Source organism: Mycolicibacterium arenosum (assembly GCF_024320865.1).
Lineage (GTDB): Bacteria > Actinomycetota > Actinomycetes > Mycobacteriales > Mycobacteriaceae > Mycobacterium > Mycobacterium arenosum.
This window is the reverse complement of the sequence record NZ_JANDBD010000016.1, coordinates 45,407-60,892: the sequence shown is the minus strand read 5'-3', so window position 1 is coordinate 60,892 and position 15,486 is coordinate 45,407. Positions and strand designations below refer to the sequence as shown.

At 64.7% G+C, this 15,486-nt stretch carries 13 protein-coding genes and 1 pseudogene; 5 read left to right on the top strand and 9 right to left on the bottom strand.

Annotated elements, in window-relative coordinates:
• Positions 1-349: 349 nt before the first annotated feature.
• Positions 350-904: an RES domain-containing protein gene (locus tag NM203_RS29805; protein ID WP_255064361.1), complete on the bottom strand. Its 555-nt coding sequence runs from the start codon at positions 902-904 to the stop codon at positions 350-352.
• Positions 905-1,366, bottom strand: a complete 462-nt coding sequence (locus tag NM203_RS29800) for an antitoxin Xre/MbcA/ParS toxin-binding domain-containing protein (protein ID WP_255064360.1) — start codon at positions 1,364-1,366, stop codon at positions 905-907.
• Between the two features lie 291 nt (positions 1,367-1,657).
• Between NM203_RS29800 and NM203_RS29795 the strand changes: the two genes are divergently transcribed.
• From NM203_RS29795 to NM203_RS29785, 3 genes are all read left to right on the top strand, one after another.
• The gene (locus tag NM203_RS29795) at positions 1,658-2,620 is read left to right on the top strand and encodes an AAA family ATPase (protein WP_255064359.1); all 963 of its coding nucleotides are present in this window, start codon (positions 1,658-1,660) and stop codon (positions 2,618-2,620) included.
• Positions 2,621-2,739: 119 nt separating this feature from the next.
• The gene (locus NM203_RS29790) at positions 2,740-5,193 is read left to right on the top strand and encodes a S8 family peptidase (RefSeq protein WP_255064358.1); all 2,454 of its coding nucleotides are present in this window, start codon (positions 2,740-2,742) and stop codon (positions 5,191-5,193) included.
• A 201-nt stretch (positions 5,194-5,394) separates the two neighbouring features.
• Positions 5,395-6,255: a hypothetical protein gene (locus NM203_RS29785; RefSeq protein WP_255064357.1), complete on the top strand. Its 861-nt coding sequence runs from the start codon at positions 5,395-5,397 to the stop codon at positions 6,253-6,255.
• 121 nt (positions 6,256-6,376) lie between these two features.
• Here NM203_RS29785 and NM203_RS29780 read toward each other — a convergent pair whose 3' ends face one another.
• The 6 genes and pseudogenes from NM203_RS29780 to NM203_RS29755 form a co-directional block, all read right to left on the bottom strand.
• Positions 6,377-8,269, bottom strand: coding sequence for a heavy metal translocating P-type ATPase (locus tag NM203_RS29780; protein ID WP_255064356.1), 1,893 nt, complete (start codon positions 8,267-8,269; stop codon positions 6,377-6,379).
• Between the two features lie 328 nt (positions 8,270-8,597).
• Positions 8,598-8,927: a metal-sensitive transcriptional regulator gene (locus tag NM203_RS29775; protein WP_222882776.1), complete on the bottom strand. Its 330-nt coding sequence runs from the start codon at positions 8,925-8,927 to the stop codon at positions 8,598-8,600.
• A gap of 50 nt (positions 8,928-8,977) precedes the next feature.
• Entirely contained in the window at positions 8,978-9,253 is a 276-nt protein-coding gene (locus NM203_RS29770) for a YHS domain-containing protein (RefSeq protein ID WP_222882777.1), read from the bottom strand.
• Positions 9,254-9,277: 24 nt separating this feature from the next.
• Positions 9,278-11,546 (bottom strand): annotated as a pseudogene (locus NM203_RS29765) (heavy metal translocating P-type ATPase).
• A 41-nt stretch (positions 11,547-11,587) separates the two neighbouring features.
• Positions 11,588-12,559: a DUF8832 domain-containing protein gene (locus NM203_RS29760; protein WP_030133933.1), complete on the bottom strand. Its 972-nt coding sequence runs from the start codon at positions 12,557-12,559 to the stop codon at positions 11,588-11,590.
• Positions 12,556-12,768 carry a heavy-metal-associated domain-containing protein gene (locus tag NM203_RS29755; RefSeq protein WP_255064355.1) on the bottom strand — a complete coding sequence of 71 codons (213 nt, stop codon included), beginning with the start codon at positions 12,766-12,768 and terminating at the stop codon, positions 12,556-12,558. The genes NM203_RS29760 and NM203_RS29755 overlap by 4 nt, the downstream gene beginning before the upstream one ends.
• A 155-nt stretch (positions 12,769-12,923) precedes the next feature.
• Here NM203_RS29755 and NM203_RS29750 point away from each other — a divergent pair, with 155 nt between their 5' ends.
• On the top strand, positions 12,924-13,730 hold the full coding sequence (locus NM203_RS29750; protein ID WP_030133931.1) for an alpha/beta fold hydrolase: 807 nt from the start codon (positions 12,924-12,926) through the stop codon (positions 13,728-13,730).
• A 686-nt stretch (positions 13,731-14,416) separates the two neighbouring features.
• Positions 14,417-14,728: a hypothetical protein gene (locus NM203_RS29745; RefSeq protein WP_030133930.1), complete on the top strand. Its 312-nt coding sequence runs from the start codon at positions 14,417-14,419 to the stop codon at positions 14,726-14,728.
• 69 nt (positions 14,729-14,797) lie between these two features.
• Here NM203_RS29745 and NM203_RS29740 read toward each other — a convergent pair whose 3' ends face one another.
• Positions 14,798-15,484 carry a DsbA family protein gene (locus NM203_RS29740; protein WP_255064353.1) on the bottom strand — a complete coding sequence of 229 codons (687 nt, stop codon included), beginning with the start codon at positions 15,482-15,484 and terminating at the stop codon, positions 14,798-14,800.
• Between the last annotated feature and the right edge of the window lie 2 nt (positions 15,485-15,486).

Genomic DNA, 15,486 nt, shown 5'->3' with positions numbered 1-15,486 from the left:
ACGCACACCAGCGACCAGGGATTACATGATTCTTGTTATTGAATACTTGTAACAAGAATCCTGTTACAAGATTCTTGTAATGCAGGTCAGGTGTCAGCGGGCCCAAGGGGCGCACCTGCGAGTTCGCGGTGGCTGAGAACAAGCCAGTTCTTCGCGCCTCGTGAGGAGCGGTGGGGTGCGCCAACCCTGTCGGGCTGCTTTGGCACATCGTCGCGCGAGACCGAGGTCACCGAAAGACCAGCACCAGTGGGTCTCGCTCGACCGTGATTTAGTCGCGGCTGAAGCCCCGCGGATCAGAACGGCGGCCGGCGAGCGGTTATTGGTGATGGTGATCTGGTCGCGGGTTTGTCTATAGAGGCCGGTTGAGGCTCTTAGCTGCCGCAACAACGGCTGGGTGGTCGAGGTTCAGATGCTCCAGTTCGACGAGCTTGGGCCGTTGCCAACTGGCGATGACGGTCCAAGTTGGCCGATGGAAGGACCACCACTGCACCGCCTGCCATTTTCGGTCCTCGATGGCAGGAGAGCGCTGAGCCCAGATCCGGTGCGCCCACTCTGAAGTGACTGCGAGGTTGCGAGTAACGATATGTGTCGGTCGAAGCCCTAGCTCTACTAGGCGGTGCGGATCATCAAGGTCGCAAATGCGCAGATCGTCTGGCAGTTCGTACACTCCGAGTGTCTTCCGCGCACCGGGCACTGCCGGAAAATCGAACATTGAGTCGACCCAGCGCGACAAGTTACCGAACGCTTCGCCGCACGCGGCTTCGGATTGTCGGGCCAAACACCACACGTAATAGTCGGGATGGTCGGCCCGGCCACCACGCTGCGGGCGGTGTTCATACAGCGGATGCCCTGGCTCTCCGAGCGGAGCAGTTTCAAGGTGGGGAAAGACGCGATATACCAGCACTCACGCCGCCCCGCCCCACATCTCTGCGTCGAGCGTTTGAAGAACCCGAGCGGCTCCGTCGGTAACGAGAACATCAAGAGGTCGGGCTCCCCCAAGGAAGGCGTTAGCGCTTTCCATCCAGATACGCGCTGAGTCACCTCCCCATACCAAGCGCGCCCGCGAATACACATGTTCTAGATCGATCAGCGCCGGAGCTGCGGCGGGGCCAGGACGCTCTTCACCTGATGCCCATCGGGAAGTCTGTGATGGGCTGACGCCAATCAACTTGGCGAGCTGTGCACGCGAGAACACGTCTACGAGGTACAGGACCCGCTGTTCAGACAAGGGGTCGTCAGCGGCGACCCGGCCCCTCCGCGCAGCCCCGGCTGCGGCCGCCTTCGCGGTGGGCGCCCTCGTCGCTTGAGCTCTGACGGCCACCTTCTTTGATGCACTCTTGGCGCCGCCAGCCTTCTTCGTAGCCATATCGTCACTTTACCCAATTTTTTTGGTGGGCTGCAGCGCGACGAGAGACTGGGCCCTGCTGCCCACAATCATCCTGATCGCCTGCGCCTCAGCGGGGGCGCCTCAGTCACCCGAGAGGGTGTCCACTCCTACCCCATTGCCGGTTGCGTTCGCCGCCGACTGCCAACTGCCTCACGGTTGTTATCTCGATGGATTCCCGCTGCCAGCGGGCACGACACTGGGCCACGCTGAACCGGCGGCGGCAAGCGTGTCTGCAATGATCGGACGAACAGCATTGCGCAAGGAGGGGGCATGGCGAGATCTGACCTGGTGATCGATCTAGTCGAGGCTCAACAGCGTGGCGACGTCGCTCGGTTTCGCATGCTGGTGGAGGCGATCATCGCCGAGGAGCGCAGCAACCAGCACCATCTTGTAGCTGATCGCTTGTCTGAGTTGATCACCACTGCTGGGGCTCGCAGTCTGCTCGCCCGCGATGACACCGCACGCCAGGTCGCCGATCTCGTCACCGAGATTGTGCCTAAACGGCGACTGTCAGAGGTGCAGATGGCTCCAGCCATCACAGCGGCGGTCACCGAGATCATCGAGGAGCATCACCGTAGCGAACTTCTACGCAGCCACGGCCTAGAGCCCCGCAACCGCATCCTCCTAGAAGGGCCGCCCGGCAACGGCAAGACCTCGCTCGCCGAAGCCCTGGCCGCGGAGCTGATGGTGCCCTTCTACGCCGTGCGCTACGAGGGGGTGGTCTCCAGCTTCCTCGGAGAAACGACGAGCCGAATCGATCATGTGTTTGAGTTCGCCCGGACCCGGCGGTGTGTACTTTTCTTCGACGAGTTCGACACCATAGCCAAAGAGCGCGCCGATGCGCACGAAACCGGCGAGATCAAACGCGTCGTGTCGACGCTGCTCCTACAGATCGACCGATTGCCCTCACATGTCGTCGCCGTGTGCGCGACCAACCACGGCGAACTGCTCGACCGCGCGGCGTGGCGCCGATTTCAGGTCCGGCTGATCCTGGCTCCGCCATCTCGGGCGCAAGCAACAGATTTCCTGGAGCAGCTGCGCGTGCGCCTCGGCGGGAATCTGGGTATGGCGCCGCGCACTCTCGCCGACAAGCTTGCCGGCTCAAGCTACGCCGACATCGAAGAATTTGCGCTCGATGTCATGCGCCGTTATGTCTTGTCGCTCCCCGATGGCCGTGTCGAAGATGTTGTGAGGGAACGGCTTAAGCAGCGCGCCGCCACGAGGGAGACGTGACCGCTCCCCGCCAACCGCTGTCTTTCGGAGCCCCTGCCGTGGGGTCCATCCCCACCGGCGCACCCCGCTTCCCGGGGACTCGGATCGCCGGACCGGGACCTGCCCGACAACAGCAGCGCTTGGAACCCCAATTCGCCGCCCTGCAGGAAGCCTTGCAGGCCGGCCGTGTCGACGTGGATGGTGACACCACCGAAGCCGATCCCGAACTGGTGGTCGTCTTCGATCTCGCCGCTCCGGTAGCCGAGTTCGCCCGGGCGGCTGCCCGGGTGCCCGGGCTGGAATTTCTCCTCGAAGTTGACGGTGACGAGTTCGCCGCCGACGACGACTTCCATCCGGTACGCGATGGCGAACCGACCGACGATGTCGTGAGCGACAGCCTCTATGTCGTGATGTCGAACAACCAAGCTGTCGTCGACCTCCTTGTCCTCTTCGCGCGGTGGCAGGAAAACCGCCAAGCAGCAATGCCTTTCGGATTGGCACCGCTACGTGATGTCTTTGCACTGTTGCGAGAAGTGAGGCGCTGGGGACCCCAAGATCGTGTCCGCGAGACCGGTCTGCTGGAGCGCTGGCGCGAAGACGTCGCCGTCGTTGGCCAGTCAACCACCATGGCCCGCGTCGAAATCGAACTCTGGTTCCGCCGCGACGCCGCACGCCGGGCGGCCGCCGAAACGGCAGTGCGAACACTGATCACCGACGCTGGCGGCCAAGTCATCACTCAAGCGGCCATAACTGGTATCGGCTACCACGCCATTCTCGCCGACGTCCCTTACAGCCAAGTCGAGGCGGTACTCGACCGCGGGCCCGACGCGATCGCACTGCTGACCACCGACACGATCATGTACGTCTCTCCGGCACGACCGATGACCATCCCCGCGGTGGCGCCCTCCGATGAACCCCTTGACTCCGAGGCGCTTTCGGCGAAGCCCGTCGATCACCGTCCGCGCATCGCGCTGCTCGACGGACTGCCGATGGCCGGCCACATCGCCCTCGCCGAACGACTGGTCATCGACGATCCAGATGAAATCGCCGCGTCTTACACGGCATCACAAATGCAGCACGGTACCGCCATGGCGTCACTGATCTGTCATGGCGACCTCAACGCCCCCCGGGAGTCGACACAGCGCCGGGTGTACGTGCGACCGATCATGCAGCCACACCCGTTCAACGGCCAAGAGGAAACGGTCCTGCGAGATCGCCTATTGGTTGATCTCATCCATGAGGCCTTTCGCCGCATCTTTGAACGACGCGGGCAACACGACCCCGTGGCGCCCAGCGTAAGAATCATCAACTTGTCCATCGGCGACCCCATCCAGATGTTCGTCCGACGTATCAGCCCGCTGGCCAAACTTCTGGACTGGCTTGCCCACACCTACAACGTGCTGATCCTGGTCAGCGCAGGCAACCATGCCATCGACGCCGATATCCCTGCAGCAGCCCTCCTCGACGCAGACGAACTACGACGCGCGGTCGGCACCACCATGTACGAGCAGGCGCGCCGACGACGGCTCCTCTCCCCCGCTGAAGCGGTGAACGTGATCTCCGTCGGAGCCCTGCACGCCGATGCCGCAAGCACCCCGACCAGTGACACGGTGCTCGACACGACCGATATGGGGATGCCCGCGCTCTACAGTCCGGTGGGCTTCGGCCACCGCAATTCAGTCAAGCCCGAGATACTGCTGCCCGGCGGCCGTAGTCTGCACCAGCGCCCGCCCGCTGCCGAAGGGACCACCACCCTGTATCAGGCAGAAACGACGATCACCGGTCCCGGGATGCGCGTCGCCGCGCCCGGACGCGGTGGAGCGCTCAACGGGACCACGTATCTGCACGGGACAAGCAACGCCACTGCCTTGGCGACGCGCACCGCCGACCACATCTTCAACGTTCTCGAAGCCCTGCAGGCTGTCGACGGAGAACCGCCCTTCGCATCTGCCGAATACCATCCGGTTCTCACCAAGGCTCTGCTCGTTCACGCGGCGACGTGGGGTCCGATGCGTGACGGGCTGACCCGCGCGATCGTCGGCGGCGAGGATCTGACCCGCCGTGCCATCTCCCAGCTCCTCGGCTATGGCGCTGTTGACCTCGAACGGGTCATCTCGGCCACGACCACCAGAGTTCTTCTCCTGGGCGCCGGCTCGATCACAGCCGACCAACGCCACACGTTCGAACTGCCGCTACCGGGCAGCCTGGCCGCCACGACCGACTGGCGACGGCTGACGATAACCTTGGCGTGGCTGTCCCCGGTGAACACGGCGACGCGCCGGCATCGCATGGCGCGCTTGTCGTTTGAACCCCCGCGCCAACCACTGGGAGTCGATCGCCTCGAAGCTGAGGCACGTGTATCCCGCAACGGCACCGTGCAACACGAGATACTCGAAGGACAACGGGCCGTCGCGTTTGCAGCGGGCGATGCGCTTGAGATCAACGTTGACTGCCGCGTCGACGCCGGCCGCTTGGCGGCACCGGTCCGCTACGGGCTGGCGGCGACGCTTGAGGTTGCCCCGACCATCAGAGTCGACATCCACCAAGAAGTACGGCAGCAACTGCAAGTCCGACTGCGCACCAGGACGCGCTGACCTGCATCGCGGACGAATGTTTGAAACCGCTCCTCAGCAGCCACCAACGACACCCGATACCGCCACATTCGCCGAAGCTTAGTGCGAGCGGGTTCTACCGCAGGGTCAAGCGGCGATGGTCGAGACACCAAGGCTGACATCGACCTCATCTACGTAGAAGGACAGTAGTTGATGACGAATGAATCTCGGTCGGGTTGAGATGTGATGTCATGCAACCGCTGTCGCGGATGGCGCTGTCATCCTAATTCGGTGGCGCCAAGGACAGCGAAGAAAACCGACAGCCGGTTGGCAGCTCGGCTAGCCGCGCTCGCCTCGCTGGGCGCTTCGGTTATCCACTTCGCCGTCGTACCCACCCACTGGCAAGAGTGGATGCCCGCTGGCGTGTTCTTCACATCGATCGCCCTCTTCCAACTGCTCTGGGCGCGGCTGGTTCTCGCTCGAACCACGACTCCCGTGCTTGCTGCCGGCATCATGCTCAACCTTGGAGCCATTGCTCTGTGGGCCGTGTCCAGGACCGCGGGAGCCCCGTTCGGACCCCACGCGGGGGAAGCAGAATTGGTGCAAGCCGCTGACCTTTGCGCGCTACTACTTCAAATCTACGTCGTGATGGGCGCCAGCTGGGTGTGGTACCGCGGCCTGCAAGGACAGCCGGTACCGTTTTTCGGCAGCGCATTAGTGCTCATGGGCGCAGTCGGTGTCGTGGCGCTGGCGTCCACGGTGGGTGTTGCTTCAGGTCTGCAGCACGGCCATCACGCGCCAGCGAGCGCAGACGGTGGTCGCGGGGCGGCCCCCGAGGGTGGGCATGGCGATCACCACGGCGCTGGCACCGAGCCCGAGAAGGGCGATGACCACGGGACGGCCGGCGAGCATGCCCACAGCCCTGACAGCACCCACGAGCCGCCCACCCCGCCGCCGGTGGATAAGCCTGCCGACGAATCAGCGACACCAGCGCCGGTGAAAGAGCCTGCCGGCGAGTCGGCGGCACCGGCGCCGGCCGACGTTCCGGCCCCACCCGCGGAGCCGCTGCATGACGACCACAGCGATCATGATCACGGCGAGTAGACAGCTGACCTCTGCGTTGGTGTGGGATCCGCAACGGTAGGCAGGTGCCTAGCCGCTGTCGCCGCTCGACCGATCCTCGAAAGTGCCCCGGCCGATAGGCCGCGCGTGCACATGAGCGGTGTCAGCGATCCAGGACTGCGCGTGCGCTGGCCGCAGGGCTCAGGTCGAGGCGGCGTAACAGTTGCGCGTTGAGCGCCACGACGATCGTCGACAGCGACATCAAGATCGCACCGACTGACATCGGCAGCACAAACCCGATCGGCGCGAGCACACCGGCAGCCAACGGCACTGCAATGAGGTTGTAGCCCGCCCCCCACCACAGGTTCTGCTTCATCTTTCGGTAGCTCGCACGGGACAGCTCGATCACCGACAGCACCGAGCGCGGGTCGGAACTGGCCAAGATGACACCGGCAGAGGCGATGGCGACGTCGGTGCCGGCGCCGATCGCGATGCCAACGTCGGCCTGCGCCAACGCCGGGGCGTCGTTGACACCATCGCCGACCATCGCGACCTTCTTGCCCTCACGCTGCAGGGCAGAGACCTTCGACGCCTTGTCCTCCGGGCGTACGCCGGCGAACACCCGGTCGATACCGAGTTCATAGCCCACCGCCTGGGCGACCGCCTCGGCGTCACCGGTGATCATGACCACCTCGACGCCGAGCTTGTGCAAGGCATCGACCGCGTCGCGTGATTCGGGGCGGATCTCGTCGGCCAGGCGCAGCCCGCCGACGACAGCGCCGTCGCGGATCACGTGCAGAATGATCGCGCCCTCCTCGCGCCACGAGGTCGCCGCGTGAACTTCCTGCGCGCCAATGTCTTCGAGCAGGCGCGGGCCACCCACGCGGATCTCGTGTCCGTCGACCGTGGCAGTCACCCCGACGGCGGGAGACGACGAGAAACCGTTCGCGCGTGGCACAGTCAGTCCCCGCTCCTCGGCGGCTTTCACGATTGCCCGTGCCAGGGGGTGTTCACTGTCGGCCTCGGCGGCGGCGGCCAGGGCGAGCACGTTGTCGTCGTCGAGGTCGCCGATGGCCTCGATCGCGGTCACGGTCGGTTCGCCCTTGGTGAGGGTGCCGGTTTTGTCGAAGAGCACAGCGTTAACGGTGCGCATTCCTTCTAGGGCGAGGCGGTCCTTGATCAGCACGCCTCCCCGCGCGGCGCGTTCGGTGGCGATCGAGACGACCAGTGGTATGGCCAATCCCAACGCATGGGGGCAAGCGATGACGAGCACGGTGATCGCCCGGACGACGGAGGCGTCGGGGTCGCCGACGATCGACCACACCGCGGCGGTGATGGCGGCGGTCCCCAAAGCGAACCAGAATAGCCAGCCCGCTGCCCGGTCGGCGAGGCGCTGGGCCCGGGAGGACGAGTTCTGCGCTTCGGTGACCAGGCGTTGAATTCCCGCCAGGGCGGTGTCGTCGCCGGTGGCGGTGATTTCGACCCGCAAACCGGAATCGGTGGCGACAGTTCCGGCTGTCACCGCATCTCCGACGCCGCGGTTCACCGGCCGCGATTCACCGGTCACCATCGACTCGTCCATGTCCGCTTGTCCGTCGACGATTCTGCCGTCGGCGGGGACGCTGCCACCGGGTCGCACGACCACCAGATCTCCCACCTGCAGGTCGGCGGGTGAGACGGTGATGATGCGGTCGCCGTCGACCTTCTCGGCCTCGTCGGGAAGCAGGGCCGCTAGGGAGTCCAGCGCGGAGGTGGTCTGCGCCAGGGAGCGCATCTCGACCCAGTGGCCGAGCAGCATGATGACGATCAGCAGCGCCAGTTCCCACCAGAACTCCAGTTCGTGGTGGAGCACACCCAGGCTCGCGCCCCAGGAGGCGAAGAATGCGACGGTGATGGCCAGACCGATGAGCAGCATCATTCCCGGTTTGCGGGAACGGATTTCGCTGACGGCGCCGGTGAGGAAGGGGCGACCGCCAACGACGTACATGACCGTGCCCAGCAGTGGTGCGATCCAGCGGCCGCCGGGGACGTCGGGCACTGCGTAGCCGAGCAGCATGGCGAACATGGTCGAGAACGCGATGACTGGGATGGCGATGATCAAGTTGATCCAGAACAGCTTCCGGAACACGGCAACATGATCGGCGCCGTGGCCGGCGTGACCCCCGTGGTCGCCATGGTGGTCGTGGCGGACGTTGGTGTCGTGAGCAGGGTGCTCGCCGTGATCGTCGTGGTTGGCGTGAACGCCGTTGTGCGATGCCGGTAACGCGTGCTCGTCGTGGCTGGTCATGTTGCGCTCTCCTTGAGGAGTCTCACGTGTCTGTTCGCGCCAGGGTGTGCAGCGGCGACGATCCCAGGCGGCCGCGTCGCTGCACCGCCGGTGCGGGTCATGACCGCACGAGTCGGGCGATGGCTTCGGATGCTTCGGTGAGTTTGGCGTCGGCGGCTGGCCCCCCGGCGGCAGCTGCGTCTCGAACGCAGTGTCGGAGATGGTCGTCGAGCAGTGCCAGCGAGACGCTTTGCAGGGCTTTGGTCAATGCGTCAGCTTGGGTGAGGATGTCGATGCAATAGCGTTCCTCTTCGATCATCCGGCTGATGCCGCGGGCTTGACCCTCAATGCGTTTTAGGCGTTTGAGGTATTTGTCCTTATCGGTGATGTAGCCGTGGTGCACCGAACCCGATGCCGGGCAGTGGTCAGCGTCGTCGACGTGAGTCATGGCAACTCCTTCGGTCTGTGGGATGGGGGCGCCGGGGTCCGGCAGGCCAGTCACGCCGCGCTGGCGTACTTGTCGGGGTCACGATCGAACCGCGGTCCACATCCTTTACAGCACAACCAGTACCGTCGGCCTCGGTAGTCGCGGAACAAGCCCGCGGCTTCGGCGGCCGTCTTGTCCACTGGCGTGCCGGGCATCACCGAGCATGTTGTCTCGTCCGTTTCGGAGTCGAGCAGGTTCGTGGCCGCAGGATTGATGATCGTCGTGTCGAGGTCATGTGTTGAGCCGCTGCAGCAGCAGCTCGACGTCAGGTTCTTTTTGTCGGACATGGGTTCTCCTTGATGGGGTAAGGGTTAGTGAGTGGGGGCCGAGGATGTGGATGTGAAGCCGCGCAGTCGGAGGCTGTTGCCTACGACGAAGATGCTGGAGAATGCCATGGCCGCACCGGCGAGCATGGGGTTGAGCATGCCCAGTGCCGCAACCGGTATGGCGGCGACGTTGTAGGCGAACGCCCAGAACAGGTTCGTCTTGATCGTCGATAATGTTTTGCGGGATAGCCGGATCGCGTCGACGGCGCTGCGCAGGTCGCCGCGTACCAGGGTGATGTCGGAGGCTTCGATCGCGACATCGGTTCCAGTACCCATGGCCAGGCCGAGGTCGGCTTGGGCGAGGGCGGGCGCATCGTTGACGCCATCGCCGACCATCGCCACCGTTTTGCCCTCGGCTTGCAGCCGGGCGATGACGTCGACCTTGTCTTTGGGCATGACCTCGGCGATCACGGTGTCGATGCCGACCTCGGCGGCGATCTGGCGGGCGACGGCTTCGTTGTCCCCGGTGAGCAGCACAGGCGTCAGACCGAGTTCCCGCATCTGTGAGATCGCCTGAGCGCTCGTCGGTTTCACGGTGTCCGCGACGACGAGTACGCCGCGAGCCTGACCGTCCCAGCCGACGGCAACCACCGTCTTGCCCTGCGCTTCGGCCGAGCTTTTTGCCTGCACCAACTCTGGGCTCAGGTGTTGGGACCAGTCGGCGAGCAGTGATTCGCGCCCCACGACGACGGCGTGGCCGTCCACGACGCCCTGCACACCCTTGCCTTCGGCATTGGCGAAATCCTCAGCAGTGGGTAGCGTCCCGAGTTCTTCGGTGGCGGCGGTAGCGATGGCTTGGGCGATCGGGTGCTCTGAAGCGTTCTCCAATGCGCCGGCCAGCCGGAGCAGGTCCACGCGTTCGGTTCCCGGCGCGGTAACGACGTCGACCAGGGTCATCTTGCCGGTGGTGACCGTGCCGGTCTTGTCCAACACCACGGTGTCGACCTTGCGGGTGGACTCCAGCACCTCCGGGCCCTTGATCAAAACGCCAATTTGCGCGCCGCGACCGGTGCCCACCAGAAGTGCCGTCGGCGTAGCCAAACCGAGCGCGCAGGGGCAGGCGATTACCAGGACCGCCACCGCGGCCGTGAAGGCGGCCGCGACTGGGAAGCCCGCGCCCAGCCATGCGCCGAGTGTGATCACCGCGATCGCGAGGACGATCGGCACGAAGACGCCGGAGATGCGGTCGGCCAGACGCTGGACCTGGGCTTTGCCGGTTTGAGCGTTCTCCACCAGTTGGGCCATCTGCGCCAGCTGGGTGTCAGAACCGACGCGGGTGGCGCGCACCACCAGCCGCCCGCCGGCGTTGACGGTTGCGCCGACCACGGTGTCACCCGGACCGACCTCCACGGGGACCGATTCGCCGGTCAGCATCGAGGCATCGACCGCCGATGTCCCCGTCGCCACCACCCCGTCGGTGGCGATCTTCTCTCCCGGGCGCACGACGAACTCGTCGCCCACCATCAGGTCCTCGACGGCGATCTTCGTTTCCGCGCCGTCGCGCAGAACGGACACCTTCTTAGCGCCCATCTCCAGGAGGGCGCGCAACGCCGCGCCGGCTTGCCGTTTGGACCGTTTCTCGAAGTAGCGCCCGGCAAGGATGAATGTTGTTACGCCAGCGGCGACTTCGAGGTAGATGTTGGCGGCGCCGTGAGACGGTGCGAGTGTCAGTTCAGAAGGGATGCTTCATTCCCGGGGTGCCGGCGGTCCCGAAGAACAGCGCGTATAGCGACCATAGGAAGGCCGACAAGGTGCCCAGGGAGATGAGCGTGTCCATCGTTGCCGTGGCGTGGCGCAGGTTGGCCCAGGCGGCGCGGTGAAACGGCCACGCCGCCCAGACGATCACCGGCGCAGCCAGCACCAGCGACGCCCACTGCCAGTAGGTGAACTGCAGCGTGGGGATCATCGCCATCGCGATGACCGGCACCGATAGCAGCACCGAACCGGTCAGCCGGTGGCGCAGGGACACCCTTTCGGGGTCGTCGGTCTCGCCTGTCTCTCCGGGCGGGGCGGGCTTCTCCGGTGTGGGTAGCGCGGCGCTGTAGCCGGCGTTTTCCACCTCGGCGAGCAGCTGCGCGGGATCGTATCCGTCGGGCACCGTGACGGTGGCCTTCTCGGTCGCGTAGTTGACCGTTGCCGCGACGCCGTCGATCTTGTTGAGCTTGCGTTCGATGCGGTTGGCGCAGGAGGCGCAGGTCATTCCTCCGATGCGTAATTCAATGCTCGGGCCGGACACGGGTGTCGATGTCGTCATGTGTTGCCTCTGTCTTTCAGTTTCTAGGCGGACGGAGGTCGTCAGTGCCCGCCGGCATGGCCGGCGTCGCGCGAAGGTTCTGGCGCGGGCTGATTGGTGTCGCCGCGTGCGGCGTCGACGACGAACGTGGCGGTGTGCACGGTGTCGTCGACCTTGAAGTCGAGGTAGAGCAGGTAGCGACCGGCGGTGGGTGCGGTCGCCGCGAACGACACCCCAGGCCCACCGGTACGGCCCCCAACCGGCTCAGCGCCCTCAGGGTGCACATGCAGATACGCCAGGTCGCCCTCACGCAGCGCGACGAGGTGCCCATAGGCCCCCAGGTAGGGCTGCAATGTCGTCACCGGCTCGCCGTCACGAGTCACCATTGCTGTGAGCTTCTTCGAGACGCCCGCGGTGAGCGCACCGTCGAGTTCCACGGTGTACCCGGCAATTTCATCCGAGGTCCGTGTCGTCAGCGGGGGCGACGGGACCACCTCGCCGGCCACGTCGACGGTGCGGGTGAGCGTGAGTTTGATGCTGCTGGCCAGGGCAGGTTGAAAGTCCGCGAACACCCGATAGGTGCCGGCGGACTTCCACGTCCAAGGCGTCGACCATATGCCGGTTGCCTGATCCAGGACCGGGTGTACATGCGCAAAATGCTCACCATCAGAACGGACGACGATGAGATGCAGCTGCTTGTCGTGCACCGTCGCGTAGTCCAGAAGCGGCGCACCGCTGGGATCAGCAATGGTGAAGCTCAAACTGCCACGATCGTTGGGTGCGCCGGGTGCCCGCACCGCGCTGAGCGCGTATCCGTCTTGGGCGAGCGACAACCCCGGCGGATCAGCGGACAAAGGAGATACCGGCAACGCCTGCTCGATCGGCGCGCTGTGATCAACCGCGGGCTCAGCGCCAACGTGCTGAGTGGCCGTCACCGCGGTGTCGGGGTCGACCGCCGCGGCGGTGACGTACGCAGCCGTGAACGCCACCGCCAGTCCCGCACCGAAAGCGGCCAACCGTCCCGCAGCGTTCATGCGACACGCACCGCCGAATAACCGGCCTCGTCGACCGCATGCAGGATCTGGGCGTCATCGACGGGACCGCTGGAAGTCACGATCAGAGTGCCCGTCGAAGCGCTCACCTCGACGTCTTGAACCCCGGCGACCTCGCTGACTTCTCCTCGCACCGACAGCTCACAGTGCCCGCAGGTCATTCCCGTGACGGCGTACGTGATCGTGCTCATGACCGAACTCCCATCTTCAACGCGTGATACCCCTACCCGGTATGCGTACACCAACCTATACCCCTAGAGGGTATGTTGCAAGGGCGGGTTCCTCGGACCCTTGGCGATGCCGCGTCGACGCCGGTCGAGGAATCCGCGACGAAGGGAGAGAACCGATGGGGGTGCGAACGTTGCACGCCGGGGATGACGGCTGGCCGCTCATGGGCGAGGTCGTCGGCCGCGGCGAGCTGATCGTCATGCTGCACGGCGGTGGGCCCGACCACTACAGCATGCGGCCGCTTGCCAATAGACTTGCTGGCCGGTATCGCGTTGCGCTGCCGGATATTCGAGGATATGGAGCATCGCGATGCCCCGACCCGACGTTGCACCGCTGGGATCAGTACGTCACCGACGCCATTGAGATCATGCACGCGCTCGACGCCACGTCCGCCCACTTTGTCGGCGCCGGCCTCGGCGGCACGATTGCCTTGCGGACATGTCTGGAACACCGCCATGTCGCCCGGTCCGCAGTCATCATCAGTGCTGAAGCTATCGAGGACGACGAGGACAAGGCTGCCGACACAGAGCTGATGGACCGTTTCGCCAACCGCGCCCGTTCCCGCGGTTTACAGGCCGCCTGGGAGCTGTTTGTCCCTCATCTTCAGCCGCTCATTGCCAACCTCGTCACCGAGGCCATTCCGCGCGCTGACGCTCAAAGTGCCGCTGCCGCAGCGACAATCGGTCATGACCGCGCTTTCGCGACTGTCGAGGAACTCCGGCGCATCAACACGCCGACGCTCATCATCGCCGGCGACTACTCACGCCACCCTACGCAACTCGCGCGCACCCTCGCCGACGCCCTTCCGCACGGAGAGCTTGCCGAGGTCGCGATGTCCGACCTGCTCGCCAACGCTGAAGACCTGGCGCGCGCCTTCGGCCCGGCAATCGAACAATTCCTCGCCACGTCGGACCGGGACATTTAAGGCCATCAAATAGCGGCGCAGCCCGTCAGGGACACCGAGGTGGCCGCGGTCCGCAGGCCCTTAGCTGCAGCAGGATTTCCCCGTATCGGCCTTGATAGGGCGGCGCCCGCCGGCGATTTGGCTAAACGTGCACAGGGCCACGCACTTGGCGATCGACCGTATGGTTGAACTCTGGGTGAGCCGCCGGAGTTTCTCTTGTGCCGTCATGAACGATAGGCCTCCCAGTCGACGAGGTACCCGCCGTGGATACAACCGCAAAGTACCCCTCGGGGGTATCCCCGCACAATGTGCGACATGTCAGACGTTTGTCGCCAACCTCTGCCATTCGGCGCCTACGCGCTTATTGCCAGCCCTATCTTCGCAGGCCCCGTCAGCGGTACAGATCAACGCCGGCAGTCGCGGCAACGTTACTTGCGCGTCGAGCACCTGGCCAGTGGCGCAAACTCGGACGTAGCCGAGGATCGCCGTCCTGCAATGACTTCTCACTGCTTACCGCCATCGAGGATCTGAGACACGCCGTGTGGGACAAGAAATGAGACATCGCGACTTGGCGCTATGCGGCCGGCAACGTGGGCAGCCCAGGGCGGTCTCATTTCTTTAAAAACGAGACAGCAGGGGAGATCGTGCGGAGACGTCCGTACTTGAAGGTGAAGCGCTTGCCGGCTCTTTACGCGCACAATCGGCATATGAGAGTGGAAATTGTCTATTTCGACGGGTGCCCGAATTGGCAGGAAGCCGGTGCTCGTGTGGGCGCGGCAGCAGCCGGATTGGCCGACGTCGAGATCACGTATCGGCGGGTCACTACGGACGAAGAGGCAGCCGCCTTGCCGTTCGCGGGCTCTCCCACCATCCTCATCGACGGCACAGACGCTTTTGACGATGCGGTACCGGTGACGGAGTTGGCGTGCCGGGTGTATCAGACCGATACCGGACTGATGGGGTTGCCAACGGTCACCCAGCTGAACGAAGCGTTGCGGCGCCGACAGTCGCGCAGCTAACCGATGCGTGGGCACTAATGTGAGACAGCAAACGGATCGCCGCGTTGGTTCTAACGAGACAAGGGCGCCTTATCCGCGCTCCAGAGCTTGGTCGAGTGCCGTAGTCAGGTCGTCGTAGCTGCGCGGCCGGATCCGCTCGTTGTTGATGAAGAAGGTGGGTGTTCCCTGTACACCGAGTGCGGTGCCGTCGGCGATGTCGAGTTGGATGCGTTGCAGGGTTGCGGGGTCGTTGTAGGTGGCGTCGATGGCCTCCATCTCCAAGCCCAGCTGTTGGGCAAAGCCCCGGAAGACGTCGTCGGCGGGAACTTGTTGCTCGCCCCACTCTGCTTGTGTCTCATACATTTTGCGGTACATGGCTTCGAGTTGACCTTGTTGGGCGGCGGCTTCCACCGCGCGTGCGGCGCGTTCGGCGTTGAAGTGCGAGCGCAGCGGAAAGTAGCGCAGCACGAAGTTCACCCGGTCGCCGTACTCGGCGCGGAGCTGCTCGATGGCGGGATAGAGTGCCCGGCAGCCTTCGCATTCGAAGTCGAGAAACTCGACGAAGTAGACCTCGCTGTCGGGAACCGAGTTGAGCCGGTGGCTGTTTTCCCGGACCGTCTGCCCGGCTGACCCGTCGTCGACTGCGATGTCGGGAGCTGAGCCGGTATCGCGCACGGAGAGAAACACGACGGTCCCCACGGTCGCGACCGCGATGACCAAGAGCGTGAGGAGCACGCGGGTACTGGCCAGGATCGAGCCGGGGCCTTTCATCTTCATAT

What these genes read in the sequence shown, in the direction of transcription:
- NM203_RS29800 (WP_255064360.1), bottom strand. Translation starts at nt 1,366, where the DNA reads ATGGCTACGAAGAAGGCTGGCGGCGCCAAGAGTGCATCAAAGAAGGTG.
- NM203_RS29795 (WP_255064359.1), top strand. Translation starts at nt 1,658, where the DNA reads ATGGCGAGATCTGACCTGGTGATCGATCTAGTCGAGGCTCAACAGCGT.
- NM203_RS29780 (WP_255064356.1), bottom strand. Translation starts at nt 8,269, where the DNA reads ATGCTGCTCGGCTACGCAGTGCCCGACGTCCCCGGCGGCCGCTGGATC.
- NM203_RS29775 (WP_222882776.1), bottom strand. Translation starts at nt 8,927, where the DNA reads ATGACTCACGTCGACGACGCTGACCACTGCCCGGCATCGGGTTCGGTG.
- NM203_RS29770 (WP_222882777.1), bottom strand. Translation starts at nt 9,253, where the DNA reads ATGTCCGACAAAAAGAACCTGACGTCGAGCTGCTGCTGCAGCGGCTCA.
- NM203_RS29760 (WP_030133933.1), bottom strand. Translation starts at nt 12,559, where the DNA reads ATGAACGCTGCGGGACGGTTGGCCGCTTTCGGTGCGGGACTGGCGGTG.
- NM203_RS29755 (WP_255064355.1), bottom strand. Translation starts at nt 12,768, where the DNA reads ATGAGCACGATCACGTACGCCGTCACGGGAATGACCTGCGGGCACTGT.
- NM203_RS29750 (WP_030133931.1), top strand. Translation starts at nt 12,924, where the DNA reads ATGGGGGTGCGAACGTTGCACGCCGGGGATGACGGCTGGCCGCTCATG.
- NM203_RS29745 (WP_030133930.1), top strand. Translation starts at nt 14,417, where the DNA reads ATGAGAGTGGAAATTGTCTATTTCGACGGGTGCCCGAATTGGCAGGAA.
- NM203_RS29740 (WP_255064353.1), bottom strand. Translation starts at nt 15,484, where the DNA reads ATGAAGATGAAAGGCCCCGGCTCGATCCTGGCCAGTACCCGCGTGCTC.